The following is a 21429-nucleotide window of genomic DNA, read 5'->3' on the forward strand; positions in this document are numbered from 1 at the left end:
CGTTGTGAACGGTCCGGTGCGACCGAGTGATCTCCAGGTCTTCGACGGAGTGTAGGAGCGGCGTGACTTCCTGGTAAAGCATTCGCGGGGCGTGGTGGAGGGACGGGGACCGGATGCGAACGGTTCGCGGACATAGGCGAGTTGGAGCCGTGACGTACCTCGGCCCGCCGGGGTCGGGGCCGGCGGGCCGAGGTGGCTGGGTGCCCCGGGGAGGCGGCGGTCTCAGCTCCCGGAGCCGCCCGTGCCGCGTACCGACCGGCCGGCCAGGGTGGAGGTCCGCCTGCCGTCCTCGACGACGAACCGGCCGTCGATGAGGACGTGCGGGATGCCCACGGGGAGGGTGCGCGGCTCCTCGAAGGTCGACCCCGCGGCCACCGTGGCCGGGTCGAAGAGGACCAGGTCCGCGCGGTAGCCCTCGCGGACGTACCCGCGGTCGGGCAGGCGCAGCCGGGCCGCCGGGCGGGACGTGAGGTGGGCGACGCACTCCTCCAGCGAGAGGATGCCCAGCTCCCGGACGTACCGCCCGAGGTACTGGGGGAACGTGCCGTACGCGCGCGGGTGCGGCTTGTCGCCCTGGAGGATGCCGTCGCTGCCGCCGGTGTGCACCCGGTGGCGCATGATCCGGCGGACGTTCTCCTCGTGGCCGACGTGCTGGAGGATCGTCGTGCCCAGCCGGTCCTCGACCAGCAGCCGGCGGGCCGTCACCCAGGGCTCCTCGCCGCGCAGCCGGGCGGACTCGGCCACCGTACGGCCGACGTATCCGGCCAGCTCGGGGGAGCCGACGCCGGAGATCTCGATCCGGTCCCACTCGATCGGGACGCCGTGACAGCCGTCGGAGCCCACGACCTCGACGTCGTGACGCATCCGTGCGGCCGTCGCCTCGTCGGCGAGCCGGGTCAGGACCGACTCCGGGCCGCCCTCGTTCGCCCAGCTGGGCAGCATCGCCACGAGGGTCGTGCAGCCCGGCGTGTACGGATAGGTGTCGAGGGTGATGTCCGACCCCGACGCGAGCGCGTCGTCCAGGAGGGCGAGCAGCTCCGGCGCCTTGCCCTTGTTCACACCGAAGTTCATCGTGGCGTGGGCGAGGTGGAGGGCGCACCCGGCGTCCCGGGTGAGCTGCACCATCTCCTCGTACGCCCGGAGGGCGCCCGCCCCGTACGAGCGGTGGTGCGGGCAGTAGTAGCCGCCGTGGTCGGCCACCACCCGGCACAGCTCGGTGAGTTCGGCGTCCTTCGCGTACATCCCGGGGGTGTACGTCAGACCCGACGACATGCCGACCGCGCCCTCGGCCATGCCCTGGGCGACGAGCTCCCTCATGCGGTCCAGCTCGGCGTCGGTGGCGGGGCGGTCGTCCCAGCCGACGGCGAGCATCCGCACGGTGCCCTGCGGGATGAGGTAGGCGGCGTTGACGGCGATGCCCTGGCCGCCGAAGTTGCGGTCGAGGCGGTCCAGATAGCCGCCGACGGTGCGCCAGTCGAAGTCGATGTCGCTGCCGTCGCCGTTCCACCCGGCGATGGAACGGCGGACCTCGGCCAGGGTGCGGTCGTCGGCGGGGGCGTACGACAGGCCGTCCTGGCCGAGGACCTCCAGGGTGACGCCCTGGGCGGCCTTCGCGCTGTGGTCGGGGTCGCGCAGCAGGGCGAGGTCGCTGTGCGCGTGCATGTCGATGAAGCCCGGCGAGAGCGCGAGGCCGTCGGCGTCCAGGGTGCGGGTGGCGCTGGGGCGGGGGCCGTCGCCCTCACCGCGGATCTCGGTGATCCGGCCGTCCGTGATGCCGACGTCGGCGCGGTAGGAGGGGGCACCGGTGCCGTCGACGACGGACGCGTTGCGAATGACCAGGTCCATGGTGTGGCTTGCCTTTCAGGGGGAGCGGCCCCCCGGGGGATCAGAAGAACGTGCGGATGTAGTCCGTGACCGTGCCGTCCGCCTCCACCAGCGGGATCAGCTGCCACTTGTCGAACGACGTGCAGGGGTGCGAGAGCCCCATGCCGATCCAGTCACCGACCTCCAGCTCCGCCCCCGCCTCCGTACGCACCCACCCGTGCTGGTCGGAGAGCCCGGTGACCGTGATGCCGGTGGCCGGCCGGACCGAGCCGTCGCGTGCGGAGCGCACGACCTGCGCCTCGGGGAGGTCCAGGTCGTAGGCCGCGTCGCGCTTGCCCGCGTTGACGAAGGCCTGCTCCGGGGTGGGCCGGGAGACGACCTGGGCCCAGAGGCGGAAGGCGGGCAGCAGCGTGCCCTCCTCGGGGATCCGGTTGAAGGGGGTGAGGTGGCGGTAGTGGCCGTCGTCGTGGCTGACGTACGCCCCGGAGCGCAGCAGCTTGAGGACGGGACGGCTCAGCGCGGGGATGCCGGCGAAGACATCGGCGACCGCGTCGAACCAGGCGCTGCCGCCCGCGCTGACCAGGATCTCCTCGCCGTCGGCGAGCGCGGCGAAGCGCCCGGCCGCGTCGAGGTCCGCCGCCAGCGCGACGAGCCGGCGCAGCCACTCGCGGACCCGCTCGGGTGAGGCGTCCGGCACCTCGCCCTCGTATCCCGCGACACCCACCAGCCGCAGGGTCGACGTGGCCGCCACCGCGTCGGCGACGGCCGCGCAGTCCGCCTCCGTACGGGCGCCGGTGCGGGCGCCGTCGCCGGCACCCAGCTCGATCACGACGTCCACGGGGCGTACGGCGCCCGCCGCGCGCAGGGCCTCGTCCATCAGCTCGACGCCGCGCACCGAGTCCACGTAACAGGCGAACGTGAAACCGGGGTCGGCGTCCAGCTCACCGGCGAGCCAGCGCAGCGCCACCGCGTCGACGAGCTCGTTGGCGAGGAAGATCCGCCCGATGCCGTACGCGCGGTACACCCGGGCCTGGTGGGGGACGGCGGCGGTGATGCCCCACGCGCCGTACTCCAGCTGGCGGGCGAAGAGCTGCGGGGACATCGACGTCTTGCCGTGCGGCGCGAACGCCAGACCGTGCCGCTCCGCGTACGTCTCCAGCAGCGCGAGGTTGGCCTCGACCGACTCGGCGGACAGGGCCAGCACGGGCGTGGTGAACCCGCCCGTGAAGAGGTTGCGGCGCTCGGCCGCCAGCGCGCCCACGGTCAGCCCCTCCGCGTCGGGCGGCAGCGCCTTGAAGCGGTGGTCGACCCGTTCGCCGGCGAGTGCCGTCACGGACTGTTCGGGGGACTGCTCGGCGGCCAAGGGGGTCTCCTCGGAAACTAGTCGTTGCATTGTGTGCAACAGGCGTTGCGTATATCGCTCAGGGCTGTCTAACATCCGAGCCGATGCCGGGTCAATGGTGGACACCGGCGCCCACGGCCGACCACGAGGAGCCCAGAGTGCCCGGATCCGCAGCCAGGACAGCCACCGCGGACGTGGTCTGCCTCGGCGAGTCCATGGTGACGTTCCTGCCCTCGCAGCCGGGCCGCCTCGCCGACGTCCCCTCCTTCGGCCGGGGCATCGGCGGCGCCGAGTCCAACGTCGCCTGTGCCCTCGCCGCCGCGGGCCACCGCGCGAAATGGGTCGGCCGCGTCGGCGCCGACGGCTTCGGCGACCACCTCGTCGACACCATCGCCGGCTACGGGGTCGACACCTCCGCCGTCCGCCGCGACCCCGCCCGCCCCACCGGCATCTACTTCCGCACCGCGACGGACCGGGCCACCGACACCCACGAGGTGGCGTACTACCGGGCCGGCTCCGCGGCCTCCGCGATGTCCCCGCACAACGTGCCGTACGAGGACCTCCTCGACACCCGCGTCCTGCACCTGTCCGGCATCACCGCCGCGCTCTCCGCCGACTGCCTGTCCCTCCTCCACAACCTCACCGCACCCCGCGAACAGCGCCCCCTGATCTCCTTCGACGTCAACCACCGCCCCGGTCTGTGGCGCGAGGGAGAGGCCGGCCCCGAGGTGCTGCTCGACCTCGCCCGCCGCGCCGACCTCGTCTTCGTCGGGGAGGACGAGGCCGAGGAGGCGTGGGGGATCGTGGGAGCCGAGGCGATCCGCGCGGCCCTTCCGGAGCCGGACGTGCTGGTCGTGAAGCGGGGATCCGACGGCGTCACCGTCTTCTCCCGCACCGGCGCCGGCACGGCACAGGACACCGTCACCACCGCCCCCTCCCTGCGGGTCGACGTCGTCGCCGCCGTCGGCGCGGGCGACGCCTTCGCCGCCGGATTCCTCTCCGCCACCCTGCGCGACCTGCCCGTACGCGACCGCGCCCGGCACGGCCACCTCATGGCCGCCGCCGTCCTCACCGTCCCCGGCGACCTCACCGGCCCCCCGCCCCGCGCGTACGCCGACCGGCTCGCCGCCCTCGACGACGAGGCCTGGGGCACACTTCGTCTCGGCCCCGGCTGGACCGTCACCGCCGGGGCGAACGAGGAGGTACGAGTCACATGAGCCAGACCGTCGACCGCGCGCTGAGCATCCTGCCGCTGCTCGCCCAGGGCCCCGCCGACCTCGGCCAGGTCGCCGACCGGCTCGGCGTCCACAAGTCCACGGCGCTGCGCCTGCTCCGTACGCTCCATGAACACGGCCTGGTCTACCGCCAGGAGGACCAGCGCTACCGCCTCGGCGCACGGCTCTTCGCCCTCGCGCAGGAAGCCGTCGAGAACCTCGACGTACGCGAGATCGCCCACAGCCACCTCGTCGCCCTCAACGAACAGTGCGGGCACACCGTCCACCTCGCCGTGTACGAGGAGAACGAGGTCCTCTACATCGACAAGGTCGAGAGCCGCTACCCGGTCCGGATGTACTCACGGATCGGCAAACCCGTCGCGATCACCGTCGCCGCGGTCGCCAAGCTGCTCCTCGCCGACCTCCCCGAGCCCGAACGGCGCGCCATCGCCGAACGGCTCGACTACCCCATGTACACGTCCCGTTCGCTCCCGAACGCCGGCGCCTTCCTCAAGGAACTCGCCGTCGTACGCGAACAGGGCTGGGCCACCGACCTCGGAGGCCACGAGGAGTCCATCAACTGCGTCGGCGCCCCCATCCGGGGAGCCGACGGGCGGGTCGTCGCCGCCATGTCGGTGTCCGCACCGAACGTGGTCGTCACCGCCGAGGAACTCCTCACCCTGCTCCCCCTGGTACGCCGCACCGCGGACACCATCAGCCGGGAGTACTCCGGAACCACCCCCACCAAGAAAGCCTGAACCGCCATGACCGAGAAGACCGCCCTCACCCCCAGCACCCACACCACCCCGCCGGCCAAGTTCTCGCACGGCGTGAAGAAGGGGAACATCCTCCAGGTCGCCGGTCAGGTCGGCTTCCTGCCCGCCGTCGAGGGCCAGGCGCCCACCCCGGCCGGCCCGACCCTGCGCGAGCAGACCCTGCAGACCTTCGCCAACGTCAAGGCGATCCTGGAGGAGGGCGGCGCGAGCTGGGACGACGTCATGATGATGCGCGTCTACCTCACGGACGTCGACCACTTCGCCGAGATGAACGCGATCTACAACGAGTACTTCGAGGAGCAGGGCCTCAAGGCACCCGCCTCCGCACGTACGACGGTGTACGTCGGCCTGCCCAAGGGCCTCCTCATCGAGATCGACGCACTCGCGGTGCTCGGCTGATCACCTGATCCGCCGGGCCGGCACTCCGCCCCCGGAGAGCCGGCTCCCCGAACCGCTCACTGACGGCACGGCGCCCCGCCCCTTCCCCCGAGGGGCGCCGTACCGCGCTCCCCCCTGCCCCGAAGGACCCCGTCACCAACGGAGTTGACCGCTCATGCTGCTCGCCGCCGCCCCCGCCCCCGAGGCGCCACCCCACACCGGTGGACTGCTCCTCCTGATCGGCGGAACGCCCGGTCTGCTGACCGTCGCCGCCCTCGGGATCGCGCTCCTGCTCGTCCTGATCATCAAGGTCAGGCTCCAGCCGTTCGTCGCGCTGCTCGCCGTATCCATAGCCGTCGGCCTGGGTGCCGGTCTCTCCGTCACCGAACTCTTCGGCACGGTCCAGAAGTCGGCCGCCGTCTCGGTCATCGAGTCCGGCATGGGCGGCATCCTGGGACACGTCGCGATCATCATCGGCCTCGGCACGATGCTCGGCGCGATCCTGGAGGTGTCCGGCGGGGCCGAGGTCCTCAGCGCCCGCCTGCTGAACCTCTTCGGCGAGAAGCGCGCCCCGCTCGCCATGGGCCTCACCGGCCTCATCTTCGGCATCCCGGTCTTCTTCGACGTCGGCATCTTCGTCCTCGCGCCGATCGTGTACGCCGCCGCCAAGCGCTCCGGCAAGTCGATCATCCTCTACGCGATGCCGCTGCTGGCCGGGCTCTCCATGACCCACGCGTTCCTGCCGCCGCACCCCGGACCGGTCGCCGCCGCCGGCCTCTTCAACGTCTCCCTCGGCTGGGTCATCCTGATGGGCGCCCTCGTCGGCATCCCGTCCGTCCTCGCCGCCTGGGGGTACGCCGCCTGGATCGGCAAGCGCATCTTCGTCGACGTACCGCAGGACATGGTCGAGGCGGCCGCCGAGGCCAAGGCCGCCGTCGTCGCCGAGCAGCGCGCCGCCGGTGTCACCCCGCACGAGAAGCCCGTCCCGCTCGGCACCGTCCTCGCGATCATCGGCACACCGCTGATCCTCATCCTGGCCGCGACGTTCTCCTCCATCGCGCTGGACCCCTCCACCCTGCGCTCCGTCATCGAGTTCTTCGGCAACCCGTTCGTCGCGCTGACGATCGCCCTGCTGCTCGCCTACTACCTGCTGGGCATCCGGCGGGGCTGGTCGCGCAAGTCCCTGGAGTCGGTCTCGACGTCCTCGCTGAAGCCCGTCGGCAACATCCTGCTGGTCGTCGGCGCGGGCGGCATCTTCGGAGCCGTGCTCAAGGGCAGCGGCATCGCCGACGCGCTCGCCGACACCTTCAACGACGTGGGCCTGCCCGTCATCCTGCTCGCCTGGCTGATCTCCGTCGTCCTGCGCGTCGCCCAGGGCTCCGCGACGGTCGCGATCGTCACCACCGCCGGCATCGTCGTCCCCCTCGTCGACGGCCAGGACATGTCGCAGGCCCACCTGGCGCTGATCATCATGGCGATCTCGGCGGGCTCCATCTTCGCCTCGCACGTCAACGACGGCGGGTTCTGGATGGTCTCGAAGTACTTCGGCATCTCCGAGCGCGACACCCTGAAGACCTGGACGGTCCTGGAGACCGTCCTCTCGGTCGCCGGCTTCGTCGTCGCCGCCGCGCTGAGCCTGGTGATCTAGCGACTCCCTGTCGGGGCCGGGTCCCCGGTCCGGCCCCGACAGGTCCGTCTCACACCCACTTGACGCAGAGCACCGTCTTGTCGTCGTTCACCTCGTAACGCCAGTAGTCCTCCTGGTCGTCACGGTTCTCGGAGCAGTAGCCGGGCGGGTACGTCGACTCCGCGCGCCAGCGGCCCGTGATCTGGAGTATCACGTCGTAGCCCTCGGGGACGGTGTCCTTGCTGCAGCTCCACACCGTCATGAGCCGGGCATCCACCATCCGGTCACCCTTGCGCTTGGACACGAAGCACTGGCCCACCCGGAACTGACGCTCGACGCAGAGCGTGGTGCCGAACTCCGGCTCGGAACCCGAGTGGGTCCAGTACGACTCGCCGGAGCCGGACGGACAGTCGGAGGCACCGTCCTCCGTCGAGGTCACCCGCAGATAGGCGTCGGCCGCATCGCAGTCCACGGTCACCGGTGTGTCCGTCGACCAGTCGTCGTACCCGTCGTCGAAGGCGGTGAGGCAGTCCCCGGCCGACACCGCGGCGAACGCCTCGTCCTCCTCGTCGGGCGTGGGCTCCGGGGTCGGCTCGGGCGAGTCGTACTCGGTGCCCGTGTCCGTGTCCGTGTCCGAGCCGGACCCGCTCTGTGCGGTCGCGCTGCTGCTCGCCCCCGTGCTGCCGTGGGAACCCGTGTCGGAGTCCGGCTTGTCGACCTGCCAGATCACCAGGGCGATGACGGCCAGTACCACCAGCCACACCAGGCCCGAGTACGACTTCTTGGGGGAGGGTGAGGACGAGGGAGTACGGGCCGGAGTGGTGCGCGGTGTCCCGGACGGCGCCGAGCCGGCCGAGGCAGCCTGGGAGCGCCGGGCCAGTGCATCGGCGACCTTCGCCCGGGCGGCCTGCTTCTCGGCCCGCGCCCGCTCCTGCTCCTTCTCCCGTTCCTGCTCCTTCTCCCGCTGGACGCGTGCCTGCTCGGCCTGTTGCTCCTTCTCGCGTGCGGCCCGTTCGGCCCGTTCGCGATCCTCCGTGAGCACCCGGGTCGGGTCCGGCGGCGGCACCATCCCGGTGCGCTGGTCGACCGTGAGGCCCTCCGGGTCCACTCCGCCGCCGACGCCCGCGCCCCGCGCGAGGTCCCGGCCGTGCCGCTCGTACGCGCCGATGAGGTCGGTCCAGCGCTGCGGAAGCCAGCGGCGCCCGCCCTGCGACACCGGAAGCCCGGACAGCGACCGCCGGAAACGGTCCAGCATCTCGGCCGGGACCGGTCGCCGCGCGGGGTCGGCCTCCAGACAGGGGCGGATCAGCGTGGTCAGTTCCTTGGGCAGGCCGTCGAGGTCGAGCTCGCCCCGCTGCACCTGCGCCAGCAGGGCGAGCGTGTCGCTGTCGGCCCGGTACGGAGGCCTGCCGAGCGCCAGATGGAAGAGGGTCGCTCCGAGCGAGTACACGTCCGACGCCTCCGTCGACGGCTCGCCCCGCGCCTGCTCCGGCGAGGTGAAGGCGATCGTGCCCAGCGTGAGACTGGTCCGGGTGATGTCGTTGGCGTGCGAGATGCCGAAGTCGATCACCCGTGGGCCGGCCAGCGGCAGCAGAATGTTCTGCGGCTTGAGGTCGCGGTGGATGATGCCCTCGCCGTGCAGCGTGACCAGCGCCTCCGCCGTGCCCGCCGCCAGCCAGCGGACCGCCGACGCGGGGAGCACCCCCGCGGAACGCACCAGCTCGGACAGCGGCGGCGCGGCGATGTAGTCGATCGCCATCCAGGGCCGCTCCGCCCGCGGGTCGGCGTCCCGTACCCGTGCCGTGAACGCGCTGTCGACGCGCTGGGCCAGCTCCACCTCCCGGGTGAAGCGGCGCCGGTCGACGTCACTGACGACTCCCTCGGCGAGGAGCGTCTTCACCGCCACCAGCTGTCCCTCGGCACTTCTGGCGAGATAGATCCTCCCCATCCCGCCGGAGGCGAGCCTCCCGAGCAGTTCATATCTGCCGAGCGTCGCCGGATCACCGCTTCCCAACGGCTCAACTCGCGCGCCTGTCATGCGACTTCCCCCGTCCAGCGCCCTACCGTCCAGCAGGCCAAGCGTCCCACGGTGAGTCGGGCAGTGCACCACCCTCTCCTGTCACGGAACATCCACAGCTGTCGGCGACCCGAGGGGGCCTGACGGCGTTATGACGCGCCCCCTTGTGCGATCCGGCACGATGCGCTTCGTTGATCGACATGGCGGAGACAAGCGAGACCACAGGAGCGGGGGAGCTGGGCTCCCCACCACGTAAGTCCAGTTGGCGCTACATCGGACCCGGCATCGTCGTCGCGGCCACCGGTGTCGGCGCCGGAGACCTGGTCGCGACGCTCATCGCGGGCAGCAAGTTCGGCTACACCCTCATGTGGGCGGCCGTCATCGGCTGCCTCGTGAAGATCTCCCTCGCGGAGGCGGTCGGCCGCTGGCACCTCGCGACGGGCCGCACCCTCTTCGACGGCTGGCGCACCCTCGGCGGCTGGACCACGGGCTACTTCGCCGTGTACGTCGTCGTCTGGGGCTTCGTGTACGGCGCCACGGCCATGTCCTCCAGCGCCCTGCCCATCGTGGCGCTCTTCCCCGACGGACCGGGCCTGAAGACCTGGGCGATCATCACCGGGCTGATCGGCCTGGTCTTCGTCTGGTTCAACCAGTACGCCGTCTTCGAGAAGGTCATGACGGTCCTGATCGGCGTGATGTTCGTCGTCGTGGTCTACGTCGCGATCCGGGTGTCCCCGGACATCGGCGCCTCCTTCGCGGGGCTGCTCCCCGTCCTCCCCGACGGCTCGCTGATCTACACGCTCGGGCTGATCGGCGGGGTCGGCGGCACCATCACCATGGCGGCGTACGGGTACTGGGTGAACGCCAAGGGCTGGTCCGACACCTCATGGATGAAGGTGATGCGGATCGACAACCGGGCCGCCTACATCACCACCGGCATCTTCGTCGTCGCGATGCTCGTCGTCGGCGCGGAGCTGCTGCACTCCTCGAACATCGCCCTGACGCAGGGCGACCGCGGGCTCGTCGATCTCGGCAAGGTCCTGGAGGACCGCTTCGGGGCGGGCACCGCGAAGCTGTTCCTGGTCGGCTTCTTCGCCACGTCGTTCTCGTCGCTCATCGGTGTGTGGCACGGCGTGAGCCTGATGTTCGCCGACTTCGTGGAGCGCATCCGGGCGGCCCGCACTGCCACCGGCACGGAGGGGCCGGACGGCGGGAAGGCGGGCAGCGAGACGGTCGGCCGGCAGGAGCGGTCCGTGCCCTTCCGCGCGTATCTGCTCTGGCTGACGTTCCCGCCGATGACCCTGCTGTGGCTGGACGAGCCCTTCGGGCTGGTCATCGGCTACGGGGTCCTGGGCGCGTTCTTCATGCCGTTCCTGGCCCTGACCCTGCTCTGGCTGCTCAACTCCTCCCGTACGCCCAGGGAGTGGCGCAACGGCTGGCTCAGCAACGGGATGCTCGGCGCGGCGGGCCTGCTGTTCATCGTGCTGTGCGTCCAGCAGGTGCGCGAACTCCCCTGGTGACGGCGGCGTAGACCTCCTCACGCACGCAGCACGCACGCAGCAGCGCCGCCGGGGGAGCGGCGGCGCTGCTGGACCGGAGGGGCCTTCGCGTTACGGGAGGCCGTGCACGTGCGGGCCGACCGCGCCGGACCAGGCGTTGCCGGCCGTGGCGTCCCAGTTCGTGGACCAGGTCATCGCGCCGCGCAGGCCCGGGTAGGTCCTGGAGGGCTTGAAGGAGCCGCAGCCCGTGCCCTTGGCCAGGCAGTCCAGGGCCGCGTTCACGACGGACGGGGCGACGTAGCCGCTGCCCGCGCCACGGGTGGAGGCGGGGACCCCGAGGCCGACCTGGGACGGGTCGAGACCGCCCTCCAGCTGGATGCAGGCGAGCGCGGTGAGGAAGTCCACCGAGCCCTGCGAGTAGACCTTGCCGTCGCAGCCCAGCATCGAACCGCTGTTGTAGTACTGCATGTTGACGACGGTCAGGATGTCCTTGATGTTGAGCGCCGTCTTGAAGTACTCACCGGACGTCGACTGCATGTCGATGGTCTGCGGGGCCATCGTGATGACGAGACCGGAGCCCGTCTTCGACGACAGGGAGCGCAGGGCCTTCGTCATGTAGGTGGAGTTGAGGCCGTTCTCCAGGTCGATGTCGACCCCGTTGAAGCCGTACTCCTGGATCAGCGCGTACACCGAGTCGGCGAAGGCGGTGGCGGAGGCGTCGCTGTTGACGGCGACCGCGCCCTTCTCGCCGCCCACGGAGATGATGACGTTCTTCCCGGCGGCCTGCTTGGCCTTGATGTCGGCCTTGAACTGGGCGACGGTGTAGCCGTTGAGGCCCGCCGAGTCCAGGTTGAAGGTGACGGCACCGGGCGTGGCCGTGGCGTCCGCGAAGGAGACGGCGATGATGTCGTAGTCCGCGGGGACGTCGCTGAGCTTCTGGACGGCAGCGCCGTTGTTGAAGTTCTGCCAGTAGCCGGTCACCGCGTGCTTGGGCACCGACGTCGTCGGGCCGGGGCCCGTCGCGGCCTTCGCCGTACGGCCGCTGACGACCGCCGACTTGACCGACTCACCGGCGGCGTTCGTGGCGCTGACGGAGAACTGGTAGGCGGTGTCCGCGGCGAGGCCGGTCACCGTCGCGGAGGTGCCGGTCGAGGTGGTCGCCTTCGCGCCGTCGCGGTAGACGGTGTAGCCGGTGGCGCCGGAGACGGAGTTCCAGGTCAGGGCGACCGAGGAGCTGGTCGTCGTGCCGACGGCCAGCCCGGCCGGGGCGCCGGGGATCGAGGGACCCGGGTCGGTGCCACCGCCACCGTCCGGACCGGTCACCTCGACGTCGTCCGCGAGGTAGGCGGCCTGGCCGTACCAGCCGTGGGTGTAGACGGTCACCGAGGTGGTGGAGGGGCCGGTGGTGAAGGTGGTCCGCAGCTGGGTCCAGGCGCTGGAGCCGGGCGACCAGGTGGAGACGTCCGTGGTCCCCGTACCGCTGGCGCCGAGATAGGCGTAACCGCCCTGCACCCAGGAGCTCAGCGCGTAGGTGGAGTTCGGCTTCACGGCCACGCTCTGCGTGCACTTGGCGTTGTCCTGGCCGGCCGGGGTGGCCTTCAGCGCGGAGGAGCCGCCGTGCACGGGGGAGGAGACGGTGGTGCCGGAGCCGCCGGAACAGGTCCAGCCGGTGAGCCCCGATTCGAACCCGGCGTTCCTGGCCACGTTGATGTCGGCGGCCTGCGCGGTGCTGACGAGCCCGGTGACGCCCAGCGCCCCGGCCGCCATGACGGCGACGGCCCCGCCGAGGAGAGGCCGGACGCGGCGCCTTCTGTGCCTGCTGCTGCCTGCGGAGCGTTCCACTTGCTGCCTCCGGTGGGGGAGTTGGGGTGCTGGCGGGAACGGTGGCCACCGTTGGCCGATAAACTGGTCCAGACCAATCGAGTTGTCAAGACCTCTGGCGGTCCGGATGCCGGTGGGGGGTGCGTGCGTGCCTTCGGGTGAACGTCCCCGGGCTCTCCCGCGTGCACTCGCACGGGTGACAGCGCGGGGGTGGCGCGGGGGTGGCCGGAACGTGACGGAGTGGATATCGCGGAGACCTCCGGAAAGGAGCGTAAATCCGTTCTGACGTGGGTTGATTAATTCCCGCCGATTTCAAACCCCGTAGGCCGGGGTAACTCTGCGCAGTGGTGCAGCAGTTAACCACTTTGCTTTTCGTCCGATTTCGTACGGAGGCGTAGCGAACGCCTGTGCAGCACGTCTTCGTACTGGGTTCCGATATCTGTTCTCTGCCTGGTCCGACGTGGCTAAAGTGCTGGGGAAGAAGCACGGAGCATGAGCGATTGCGGCCGGAGTCACCCCAGACGACGGCCGGGGCCGAACGGGGAAGAGCGTGCCGACCGCAATAGCAGTGACCAGCGCTGATCTCGTACTACCGCCGACCGATCAGCAGACACCCACGGCAGCCCTGTTGCAGGCACCCGAGGCCCAGTCGCTCGATCTCGCCATCGGTGACATGAACCTGCTCCTGGAGCAGCACGGCTATGTGGTCGCGGTCTACCCCACCGGCATCAGCCCCGCCCATGAACGCAGGCTGCACGCCATCCGCTCCGTCCTGGAGAGCGACCGCATCGCGCTGCTCAGAACCGATCTGCCGCCGCTGGGCGTCGCCGTGCTCGTGCGCCAGCTGCGCCAGCTCTCCATCTGCGACTTCAGCCCGGGAGTGGTCGCCTCGGCGGCCCGGCTGCTCGCCCACTACATCCATGCCGGCGCCCTGCTGAACTCCGTGGCCCGCCTCGACCGCGTCCCCGTCAGCCTCAAGAGCCACGCCAAGTCCTGGGTGCCCGGCTCCCAGTTCGCCGTGCTCGCCGGTCCGAACCCGCAGCTCATCAAGATCGGCCCGACAGTCGAACCGCCGGCTGGGCCCACGTTCGCCACACAACTGCTGCTAGCCAAAGGTCAGTTGACCTCCGATTGGGTCCAGCAGACCCTGGCGCCGGCCTGGGGGGTCCAGACTATTCAGGAGTGCGCGCTGCCTTCCGGTTCGGCACGCTGGTGGGGCACGGGGAAGCTGGTGGAATTCGCCTCCTTCCTTCCGGACATCTCCGTGATCTACCAGCTGGTGTCCTCCGTGCGCCGGGAAAGCTGCCACTGGTGCGGAATGGAGCTCATCGGCGACCGCTGCGGCTTCTGTTCCTCGCCCCTGGTACCTCCGGAGAACCGAATGCTCTCTCCGAGTGTCCTGAGCCATGGAGTGCCCGCGCCGCCCAGCACCTAGCGCGCCCAGGGCTCTCCGCAGACACCGCGCATCCCTCTCTGTCCGCTGCCCCACGCATCCGATTCGAACGAGGTTGTCCGGCCCATGAACTCCCGCCAGCGCCGCGGCGTGATACTCCTGCTCCTCTCGGTCCTGTGCGCCTTCGGCGCCTTCGCCGGGGTGCTCTCGGTGATCAGCGACGTCAACTCGAAGGTCGGACCCGAGGTCGACGCCTACCGGCTCAAGAACAACGTGGCGCCGTACACGAGCCTGTCCGCCGACCAGTTCGAGAAGGTCTCCATGCCCAAGCGCTGGCTGTCGGACAACGCTGTGACGGAGATCGACGAGATCGACGGGAAGATCGCCGTGACCGAACTCCGCAAGGGCTCCCTGATGCAGTCCGACATGATGGTCAGGAGCCCGGAACTGCGCCCGGGTGAGCAGGAGATCGCCATCATGATCGACGCCGCCACGGGTGTCGCGGGCAAGATCCGCCCGAACGACAAGGTGAACATCTACGCCACCTTCGCGGGCGAGCGGGACGGCGAGGCCTCCCAGTCCAAGGTCATCGTCTCCAACGCCAAGGTCCTCGACGTCGGTGAACTGACCGCCTTGGAACCGAAGAAGGACGACCGGAACCAGGCCACCGAGGCCGTGCCGATCACTTTCGCGCTCAACACCCTCGACACCCAACGCGTGGCCTACGCGGAATCCTTCGCCGAGCACGTACGGCTCGCACTGATCGCACCCGGCAGTGACGGCACCATCCGGCCGGGCGACCGGACCTACACGCTCGACAAGGACAAGTGAGGGCCCGGATGACCACCAGAATCCTCCCGGCGGTCGGTGACGCCGACGCGGCCAGGTCTGTGACCACTCTCCTCAGCCAGCTCCCCGACGCGGAGCCGGCGGCGCCTGTGGGCGACTCGACGCAGCTCATCGACACCCTCGCACGGCTCGCCGGCGAGTCCATCGAGGAGCTGCCCGAGGTCGTGCTGGTCCACGAGCGGATCGGCCCGGTGCCCGCCCTGGAGCTGATCCGGGAGGTTTCCCTGCGCTTCCCCGCCGTCGGGGTCGTGCTGATCACCGCCGACGCCAGCCAGAGCCTCTTCGCCGCCGCCATGGACGCCGGCGCACGCGGCCTGGTCACCCTCCCGCTCAGCTACGAGGAACTCGCCAACCGGGTCCAGGCCGCTGCCCAGTGGTCCACGGGCGTACGGCGCCACCTCGGGTCCGGCGGCGACGTCTTCACCGGCCCCGGCGGCACGGTCGTCACCGTCACCGGCGCCAAGGGCGGGGTCGGAGCGACCGTCACCGCTGTGCAACTGGCCCTGGCCGCCCAGGCCTCCGGGCACACGGCCGCCCTCGTCGACCTGGATCTCCAGACGGGCGACATCGCCGCCTATCTCGACGTCCAGTTCCGGCGCTCCGTCGTCGACCTGGCGGCCATCACCGACATATCGCCCCGGGTCCTTTCCGACGCGGTCTTCTCCCACGACACGGGTCTGGCCCTGCTGTTGGCCCCCGGGGAGGGCGAGCGCGGCGAAGAGGTCAGCGACCGCGCCGCCCGCCAGATCGTCAGCGCCCTTCGCTCCCGCTACGAGGTCGTCGTCCTCGACTGCGGAAGCCAGATGAGCGGCGCCAACGCCGCGGCCATCGAGATGGCCGACACCGCCGTGCTGGTGACGACACCGGACGTCGTCGCCGTGCGGGGCGCGAAGCGGATCGTACGGATGTGGGACCGGCTCCAGATCCGCAAGGCCGAGGAGACCGTCACCCTCGTCAACCGCTTCAACCGCAACACCGAGATCCAGCCCGCCCTGATCCAGCGGATCACCGGGACCCGGATGGCGGGCACGGCTGTGCCCGCGAACTTCAAGGAACTGCAGGGCGCGGTGGATTCGGGCCGTATGCACGAACTGGACCCACGTTCCACCGTGAAACAGGCCCTCTGGGCCCTGGCGGGCGAGCTCGGACTCGTGAAGCCTTCCCAGGGAGCGGAGCCGCGCGGCGGCATGCTGCGCGGCGACCGGGGCTCGATCGGGGGCCGCAAGCGCAGGAGCGGCACGACCAGCGGGGGAGGCCGACAGTGACAGCGGGCAGAGGACAGCCGGGCCGGATACGGGCACGGCTGAGACACGACCGCGGCCAGCTGACCATCGAGTTCACCGGGATGGTGCCGATCATCCTGGTGACCCTGGTGCTGCTCTGGCAGGCGGTCCTCGTGGGATACACCTTCACCCTGGCGAGCGGCGCGGCCGACGAAGGCGTACGCAAGGCCGTCGCCTCCGGGGCGTGGGACCGTCGGAGCAGCTGCGAGGCGGCCGTGCACGAACGGCTCCCGAGCGCCTGGGACGGGCCCGCGCGGATCCATGAGTGCGGGGCCCAGGGGGACGACATGGTCAAGGTCAGGATCACTCTGAAGGCCCCCGTCCTGTTCCCCGGCTTCGCCAGCCTCCCCATCCCCGTCGACGCGACGGCCGGTGCGGCCGCGGAAGGGAAGTGACGTGCCATGGCACCCGTACGGACCTCACGCACGGCCCCGCGGGGGCCGCGCAGGACCGGGGACCGGGGCTCGACCGCCATCGAGTACCTGGGTTTCCTCCCCGTCCTCATCCTCATCGGCCTCGCCGGCCTCCAGCTCGGCCTGATCGCCTACACCGCACAGCAGGCCGGCACCGGTGCGAGAGCGGCCGCCCGCACCGCCTCGCAGGACGGCCTGCGCGGCTCGTACGAGCGCGTCGGCAAGGCGTCGATGACCGGATGGGTCGCCCAGCGGGCCCGGGTCGCCCCGCCCACAGGGGGCGACCCGGTCACGGTGAAGGTCACGGTCACCGTCCCGGACGTCCTGCTCGGCCTGCTCGGCGACCGGACCGTCGAGAAGTCCGCCACCATGCCCCGCGACTGAGCGCGCCCCCCATCCCATTCGAGGAGTACCACCCATGAGCCTGCGGGCACGCATCACCGCCCCCGAGGAGCGCGGAGGGGGACGGGAGGACGGCCACCTGGTCGCCACGTACCGCGCCAAGCTCCTCGAGGAGATCGACCTCGCGGAGATGTCGTCGCTGGCCGCAGCCGACCGGCGCGCCCGACTCGAACGCGTCCTGGGCCACATCATCAGCCGGGAGGGCCCCGTCCTCTCGACCGTCGAACGCTCCCAGCTCATCCGCCGGGTCGTCGACGAGGCACTGGGCCTCGGCGTCCTCGAACCGCTCCTGGAGGACGCTTCCATCACGGAGATCATGGTCAACGGACCCGACCAGATCTTCGTCGAACGGGCCGGCCGGGTCGAGCAGCTCCCTATGCGCTTCGCCAGCCACGAACAGCTCATGCAGACGATCGAACGCATCGTGTCCACCGTCAACCGGCGCGTGGACGAGGCCAATCCGATGGTCGACGCCCGTCTGCCCAGCGGCGAGCGCGTCAACGTCATCATCCCGCCCCTCGCCCTCACCGGCGCCACGCTCACCATCCGGCGCTTCCCCCGGTCCTTCTCGCTCCAGGAGATGATCGGCTTCGGCTCGCTCGACCAGCAGATGCTGCTGCTGCTCGCCGGCCTCGTCCAGGCCAAGTTCAACCTGATCGTCTCCGGGGCCACGGGCACCGGGAAGACCACGCTCCTCAACGCGCTCTCCGGGCTCATCCCCGAAGGAGAGCGCATCGTCACCATCGAGGACTCCGCGGAGCTCCAGCTCCAGCAGAACCACGTGATCCGGCTGGAGTCACGCCCCGCGAACGTCGAGGGCAAGGGCCAGATCACCATCCGCGACCTGGTCCGCAACTCCCTGCGTATGCGGCCCGACCGCATCGTCGTCGGTGAGGTCCGAGGCGGCGAATCCCTCGACATGCTCCAGGCGATGTCGACCGGCCACGACGGATCGCTGGCCACCGTCCACGCCAACAGCGCCGAGGACGCGCTGATGCGACTCCAGACCCTGGCCTCGATGTCCGAGATCAAGATCCCCTTCGAGGCGCTGCACGACCAGATCAACAGCGCCGTCGACGTGATCGTCCAGCTGACCCGCCACGCCGACGGCACCAGGCGTGTCACCGAGATCGCGGTCCTCGACTCCCACGGACGTGACCCGTACAGGATCGTCACCGTCGCCCGGTTCGACGCCCGGCCGATGGACACCGACGGTGTGATCCACGGCGAGTTCCAGGCCCTCCCGCTCCCGCGCCGCATCGCCGACCGGCTCTACATGGCCGGACAGCCGATTCCCCAGGCCTTCGGGGTCGCCCCGTCAGACGAATACCTCGCCACCCGAGAGGCCAGATAGGTACACCGACATGGACAACCTCGCACCGCTCACCATCGGCGTCACACTGCTGTGCTGCGTACTCGGCGTCCTGGGCCTGCATGCCTACACCTCGGGCAAGGCCCAGCGCGAAGCCCTCGTCGACCGGCTCTCCTCGACCGGCCAGATCGACCTGGGCCCGCAGCGACGCTTCCGCGGCCTCGACCGCAGGCTGCGCCGTACGAAGCTGGGCAAGAGGATCGAGCTGAAGCTCGCGGCCACCGGCCTCGACCTCACCCCGGGCGAGTACTTCCTCTACGTCCTGGCTTCCGTGGCGGCCCTCTGGCTCATCGCCGCGTCCGTCCTGGCCTCCTTCTTCGGGCCGCTCGCCGGAATCGCCGCGATCTGGGGCGGCAACACCTTCCTGAACTGGCACCGCACGAAACGAACCGAGGCCTTCATCAGCCAGCTGCCGGAGATCTCCCGGGTGCTCGCCAACGCCACCCAGGCCGGGCTCTCCCTGCGTACGTCCATCGCCATGGCCGCGGACGAACTCGAAGCGCCCGCCGGGGACGAACTCCGCGTCGTCGCCGACCAGCTCGCTGTCGGCCGCACCCTCGACGACGCACTCGGTGAACTCGCCGAACGCCTGCCCTCCCGCGAACTCGTCGTCCTCGTCTCCACGCTGATCCTCTCCAACCGAGCCGGCGGCCAGGTCGTCTCCTCACTGCGCAACCTCACCGTCACCCTGGAGGAACGCAAGGAGACCCGGCGCGAGGTCCGCACCCAGCTCTCACAGGTCAACACCACCGCGTACGCCGTCCCCGCCATCGGCGTCGGCGCCATGCTCCTCGTGAACTCGATCATCCCCGGAGCACTCGACCGGATGACCGGATCCGTCGCCGGTCAGATCGCGGTCATCATCTCGCTCGGCCTCTACGTCCTCGGTTTCATCGCCATCCGCCGCATTTCCAAGATCGATATCTGAGGAGGGGACCGGTATGGAACTGCTGCTCGCGCTCGTCGTCGGCCTCAGTGTGTTCGGCGTTTTCAAGGGCGTCCGGATGTACCGGGCCGAGGCCACCCTCCCCGGGGACCTCGCCCTCGCCCTCGAAGTCGGCTCGACCCGCACCACCGCAGTGGGTTCCGGCATCGACCGGCTCGGCATGCGCTGGGCACCCCTGGTCCTACGCCTCATGGGCCCCAAGAAGGTCAACGAGAAACGCCGCAAGATCGACATGGCCGGCAACCCCGGCGGCCTCACCATCGACCGTTACGCCGCCCGCCGCGCCGTCTACAGCGCCCTCGGCGGCTTCGCCGCCTTCGCGATGCTCACCAGCGGCAAGATCTTCATGGCCCTGTTCATGATCGCCTTCGGCCTGTTCTGGGGCGAGGTCGGTATCTGGGCCGCCGTCCGCAAGCGCCGCGACGACATCGACCGCACCCTCCCCGACTTCCTGGACGTCCTCGCCGTCGTCGTCTCGGCGGGCCTCGGCTTCCGGCAGGCCCTCGACCGGGTCGCCGAGAAGTACCAGGGCCCCTGGTCCGACGAACTCCGCATCACCCTGCGCCAGATGGACATGGGCGTCAGCCGCCGTCAGGCCTTCGATGAACTGCGCAAACGCAACGACTCCGAACAGGTCGCCATGTTCGTCACCGCCCTCCAGCAGGGCGAGGAGCTCGGCGCGCCGATCGTCGACACCCTCATCGCCATCGCCAACGACATGCGCCGGACCGACGCGCAGAACGCCCGGCGCAAGGCGGCCAAGGCCGTCCCCAAGGCCACCCTGATGGTCACCACCTTCATGATCCCCGCGACCATGATCCTCATGGGCGCGGCCATGCTGCTCGGATCCGACACCAACCTCGGATCCCTCACAGGGGAGTGAGCGGCCGCCGATGACGATCTCCCTGCACCCGGGCGCCGAGGAATCCCGACACACAGCCCTGTCCACCCCCGCCGGCCCGGCGCCCACCGTCTCCATCCAGGTCAACGCCCTCTCGGCGCTGGCCCGCCAGGTGTTCCTCTTTCGGCTGGCCATGATCGCCATCGGCACCCCGCAGGCCCTCGACAACACCGCCCCCGGCCTCCCGAGCTGGCTGGTCGCCTCGGCCGTCCTGGTCACATTCGTCGGCTCGTACGCCCTGTACCGCGACTGGGAGCGCTTCGGGCCGCTCCTCGTACGCTCTCCGCTCCTGCTCGGCGCCGACACGGTCTTCGGTGCCCTCCTGCTGTTCACCGCCACACCCGACTCGACCCTCGGATACGCCGTCGTCTGCACCCCCCTCCTGGCCGGACTGCTCTACGGCTGGCGAGCGGCAGGCGTCTTCGCCGCCGTACAGGGCCTGATCCTGGCCGCGGCCTACGGAGCCGAGGCCAAGCTCCAGGCCGACGGCCTGGCCTCCGTGCTCCTGCTGCCCGGTTTCTGCGTCCTCGCCGGGGCGGTCGGCGTGGCCCTGCGCAACCTGATGCTTCGCGTCGGCGCGGCCAGCCAGGCACTCACCGAGACCCGCGCGCGGCTCGCCGTCAGTGTGGCCGTCGAGGAGGAACGCGCCCGCCTCGCCCGCGAGATGCACGACTCGGTCGCCAAGACCCTCCACGGCCTGGCCCTGGCAGCGGACGGATTGGCGCACTCCTCCGACCGGATGGACCCCCTCACCGTCCGGCACCAGGCGGAGCTGGTCGCGCGCTCGGCCCGCCGCGCCGCTGCCGAGTCCCGCGAACTCCTCTCCGACCTGCGTCGCGAGTCCGGGCTGGACGGCGGGGTCGACATCGCCGCCGAACTCCGCGCCAGAGCGGACGACTTCTCCCGGCGTCACGGTACGAGCACGGTGTTCCGCACCCTGGGCGACACCCCGGTGCCGCCGGTACCGCACATTGTTGCCCGCCAGTTGCTCACCGTCGCCTCCGAAGCCATGGAGAACGCGCACCGGCACGCCCACCCCACCTACCTCGCCGTCCTGGCGGGGATCAAGGGCGACGTTCTGCGCGTCAGCGTGTACGACGACGGCCGGGGCCTCCCGGCAGGCACCACCCTCGACGACCTCCGGCGGGCCGGCCATTTCGGCCTCGTCGGCATGGTCGAGCGCGCGGCCTCGATCGGGGCCCGCATCCGCATCGGCAAGGGCAGGGCCGCCAAGGGCACGGAGGTACGTCTGGAACTCCCCGTCGCGGCACTGTCACCACCCCCGGTGACGGCCGGGACCTCCGTCCCGGATCCGGCCGCAAGCCCGTAACGGCTCCACCGATCCTGCTCCGCTCCCCGCTCCTTCGTCCCC

At 70.6% G+C, this 21429-nt stretch carries 18 protein-coding genes; 14 read left to right on the forward strand and 4 right to left on the reverse strand.

Annotated elements, in window-relative coordinates:
• Nucleotides 1-222: 222 nt before the first annotated feature.
• A complete protein-coding gene (locus ACZ607_RS13980; RefSeq protein ID WP_469734969.1) occupies nt 223-1845 on the reverse strand; it encodes an N-acyl-D-amino-acid deacylase family protein in 1623 nt (540 codons plus the stop codon).
• A 40-nt stretch (nt 1846-1885) separates the two neighbouring features.
• Complete coding sequence (locus tag ACZ607_RS13985; protein ID WP_469734970.1) at nt 1886-3217, reverse strand: alanine racemase; 1332 nt, start codon at nt 3215-3217, stop codon at nt 1886-1888.
• Between the two features lie 107 nt (nt 3218-3324).
• Here ACZ607_RS13985 and ACZ607_RS13990 point away from each other — a divergent pair, with 107 nt between their 5' ends.
• From ACZ607_RS13990 to ACZ607_RS14005, 4 genes are all read left to right on the forward strand, one after another.
• Nucleotides 3325-4383 (forward strand): sugar kinase, encoded by a 1059-nt coding sequence (locus tag ACZ607_RS13990; RefSeq protein ID WP_469734971.1) that lies wholly within the window; start codon nt 3325-3327, stop codon nt 4381-4383.
• The gene (locus ACZ607_RS13995; protein ID WP_469734972.1) at nt 4380-5138 is read left to right on the forward strand and encodes an IclR family transcriptional regulator; all 759 of its coding nucleotides are present in this window, start codon (nt 4380-4382) and stop codon (nt 5136-5138) included. The genes ACZ607_RS13990 and ACZ607_RS13995 overlap by 4 nt, the downstream gene beginning before the upstream one ends.
• Before the next feature lie 6 nt (nt 5139-5144).
• Nucleotides 5145-5555, forward strand: a complete 411-nt coding sequence (locus tag ACZ607_RS14000) for a RidA family protein (RefSeq protein ID WP_099174748.1) — start codon at nt 5145-5147, stop codon at nt 5553-5555.
• A gap of 154 nt (nt 5556-5709) precedes the next feature.
• Nucleotides 5710-7182, forward strand: a complete 1473-nt coding sequence (locus ACZ607_RS14005; protein WP_469734973.1) for a GntP family permease — start codon at nt 5710-5712, stop codon at nt 7180-7182.
• Between the two features lie 49 nt (nt 7183-7231).
• On the opposite strand, the gene ACZ607_RS14010 is transcribed toward ACZ607_RS14005, so the two are convergent.
• Nucleotides 7232-9199, reverse strand: a complete 1968-nt coding sequence (locus ACZ607_RS14010) for a serine/threonine protein kinase (protein ID WP_469734974.1) — start codon at nt 9197-9199, stop codon at nt 7232-7234.
• Between the two features lie 179 nt (nt 9200-9378).
• On the opposite strand from ACZ607_RS14010, the gene ACZ607_RS14015 reads away from it, so the two are divergent.
• Entirely contained in the window at nt 9379-10698 is a 1320-nt protein-coding gene (locus tag ACZ607_RS14015) for an Nramp family divalent metal transporter (protein ID WP_469734975.1), read from the forward strand.
• Nucleotides 10699-10788: 90 nt separating this feature from the next.
• Here the strand turns inward: ACZ607_RS14015 and ACZ607_RS14020 are convergent, their stop codons facing one another.
• Entirely contained in the window at nt 10789-12519 is a 1731-nt protein-coding gene (locus tag ACZ607_RS14020; RefSeq protein WP_469734976.1) for a chitinase, read from the reverse strand.
• A 547-nt stretch (nt 12520-13066) separates the two neighbouring features.
• On the opposite strand from ACZ607_RS14020, the gene ACZ607_RS14025 reads away from it, so the two are divergent.
• The 9 genes from ACZ607_RS14025 to ACZ607_RS14065 all read left to right on the forward strand — a co-directional run bounded on the left by ACZ607_RS14025 (nt 13067) and on the right by ACZ607_RS14065 (nt 21387).
• Nucleotides 13067-13933: a hypothetical protein gene (locus ACZ607_RS14025; protein ID WP_469734977.1), complete on the forward strand. Its 867-nt coding sequence runs from the start codon at nt 13067-13069 to the stop codon at nt 13931-13933.
• 84 nt (nt 13934-14017) lie between these two features.
• The gene (gene cpaB, locus ACZ607_RS14030; RefSeq protein ID WP_469734978.1) at nt 14018-14722 is read left to right on the forward strand and encodes a Flp pilus assembly protein CpaB; all 705 of its coding nucleotides are present in this window, start codon (nt 14018-14020) and stop codon (nt 14720-14722) included.
• An 8-nt stretch (nt 14723-14730) separates the two neighbouring features.
• Entirely contained in the window at nt 14731-16005 is a 1275-nt protein-coding gene (locus ACZ607_RS14035) for an AAA family ATPase (protein WP_469734979.1), read from the forward strand.
• Entirely contained in the window at nt 16002-16418 is a 417-nt protein-coding gene (locus tag ACZ607_RS14040; RefSeq protein WP_469734980.1) for a TadE/TadG family type IV pilus assembly protein, read from the forward strand. The genes ACZ607_RS14035 and ACZ607_RS14040 overlap by 4 nt, the downstream gene beginning before the upstream one ends.
• 6 nt (nt 16419-16424) lie before the next feature.
• Nucleotides 16425-16820: a TadE/TadG family type IV pilus assembly protein gene (locus tag ACZ607_RS14045; protein ID WP_469734981.1), complete on the forward strand. Its 396-nt coding sequence runs from the start codon at nt 16425-16427 to the stop codon at nt 16818-16820.
• A gap of 34 nt (nt 16821-16854) precedes the next feature.
• Entirely contained in the window at nt 16855-18192 is a 1338-nt protein-coding gene (locus ACZ607_RS14050) for a CpaF family protein (RefSeq protein ID WP_469734982.1), read from the forward strand.
• 10 nt (nt 18193-18202) lie between these two features.
• Nucleotides 18203-19138: a type II secretion system F family protein gene (locus ACZ607_RS14055; RefSeq protein WP_469734983.1), complete on the forward strand. Its 936-nt coding sequence runs from the start codon at nt 18203-18205 to the stop codon at nt 19136-19138.
• Between the two features lie 13 nt (nt 19139-19151).
• On the forward strand, nt 19152-20039 hold the full coding sequence (locus ACZ607_RS14060) for a DUF5936 domain-containing protein (protein WP_469734984.1): 888 nt from the start codon (nt 19152-19154) through the stop codon (nt 20037-20039).
• Between the two features lie 10 nt (nt 20040-20049).
• Nucleotides 20050-21387 (forward strand): sensor histidine kinase, encoded by a 1338-nt coding sequence (locus ACZ607_RS14065; protein ID WP_469734985.1) that lies wholly within the window; start codon nt 20050-20052, stop codon nt 21385-21387.
• Nucleotides 21388-21429 lie beyond the last annotated feature (42 nt).

This window comes from Streptomyces sp. NPDC104381 (assembly GCF_055583745.1).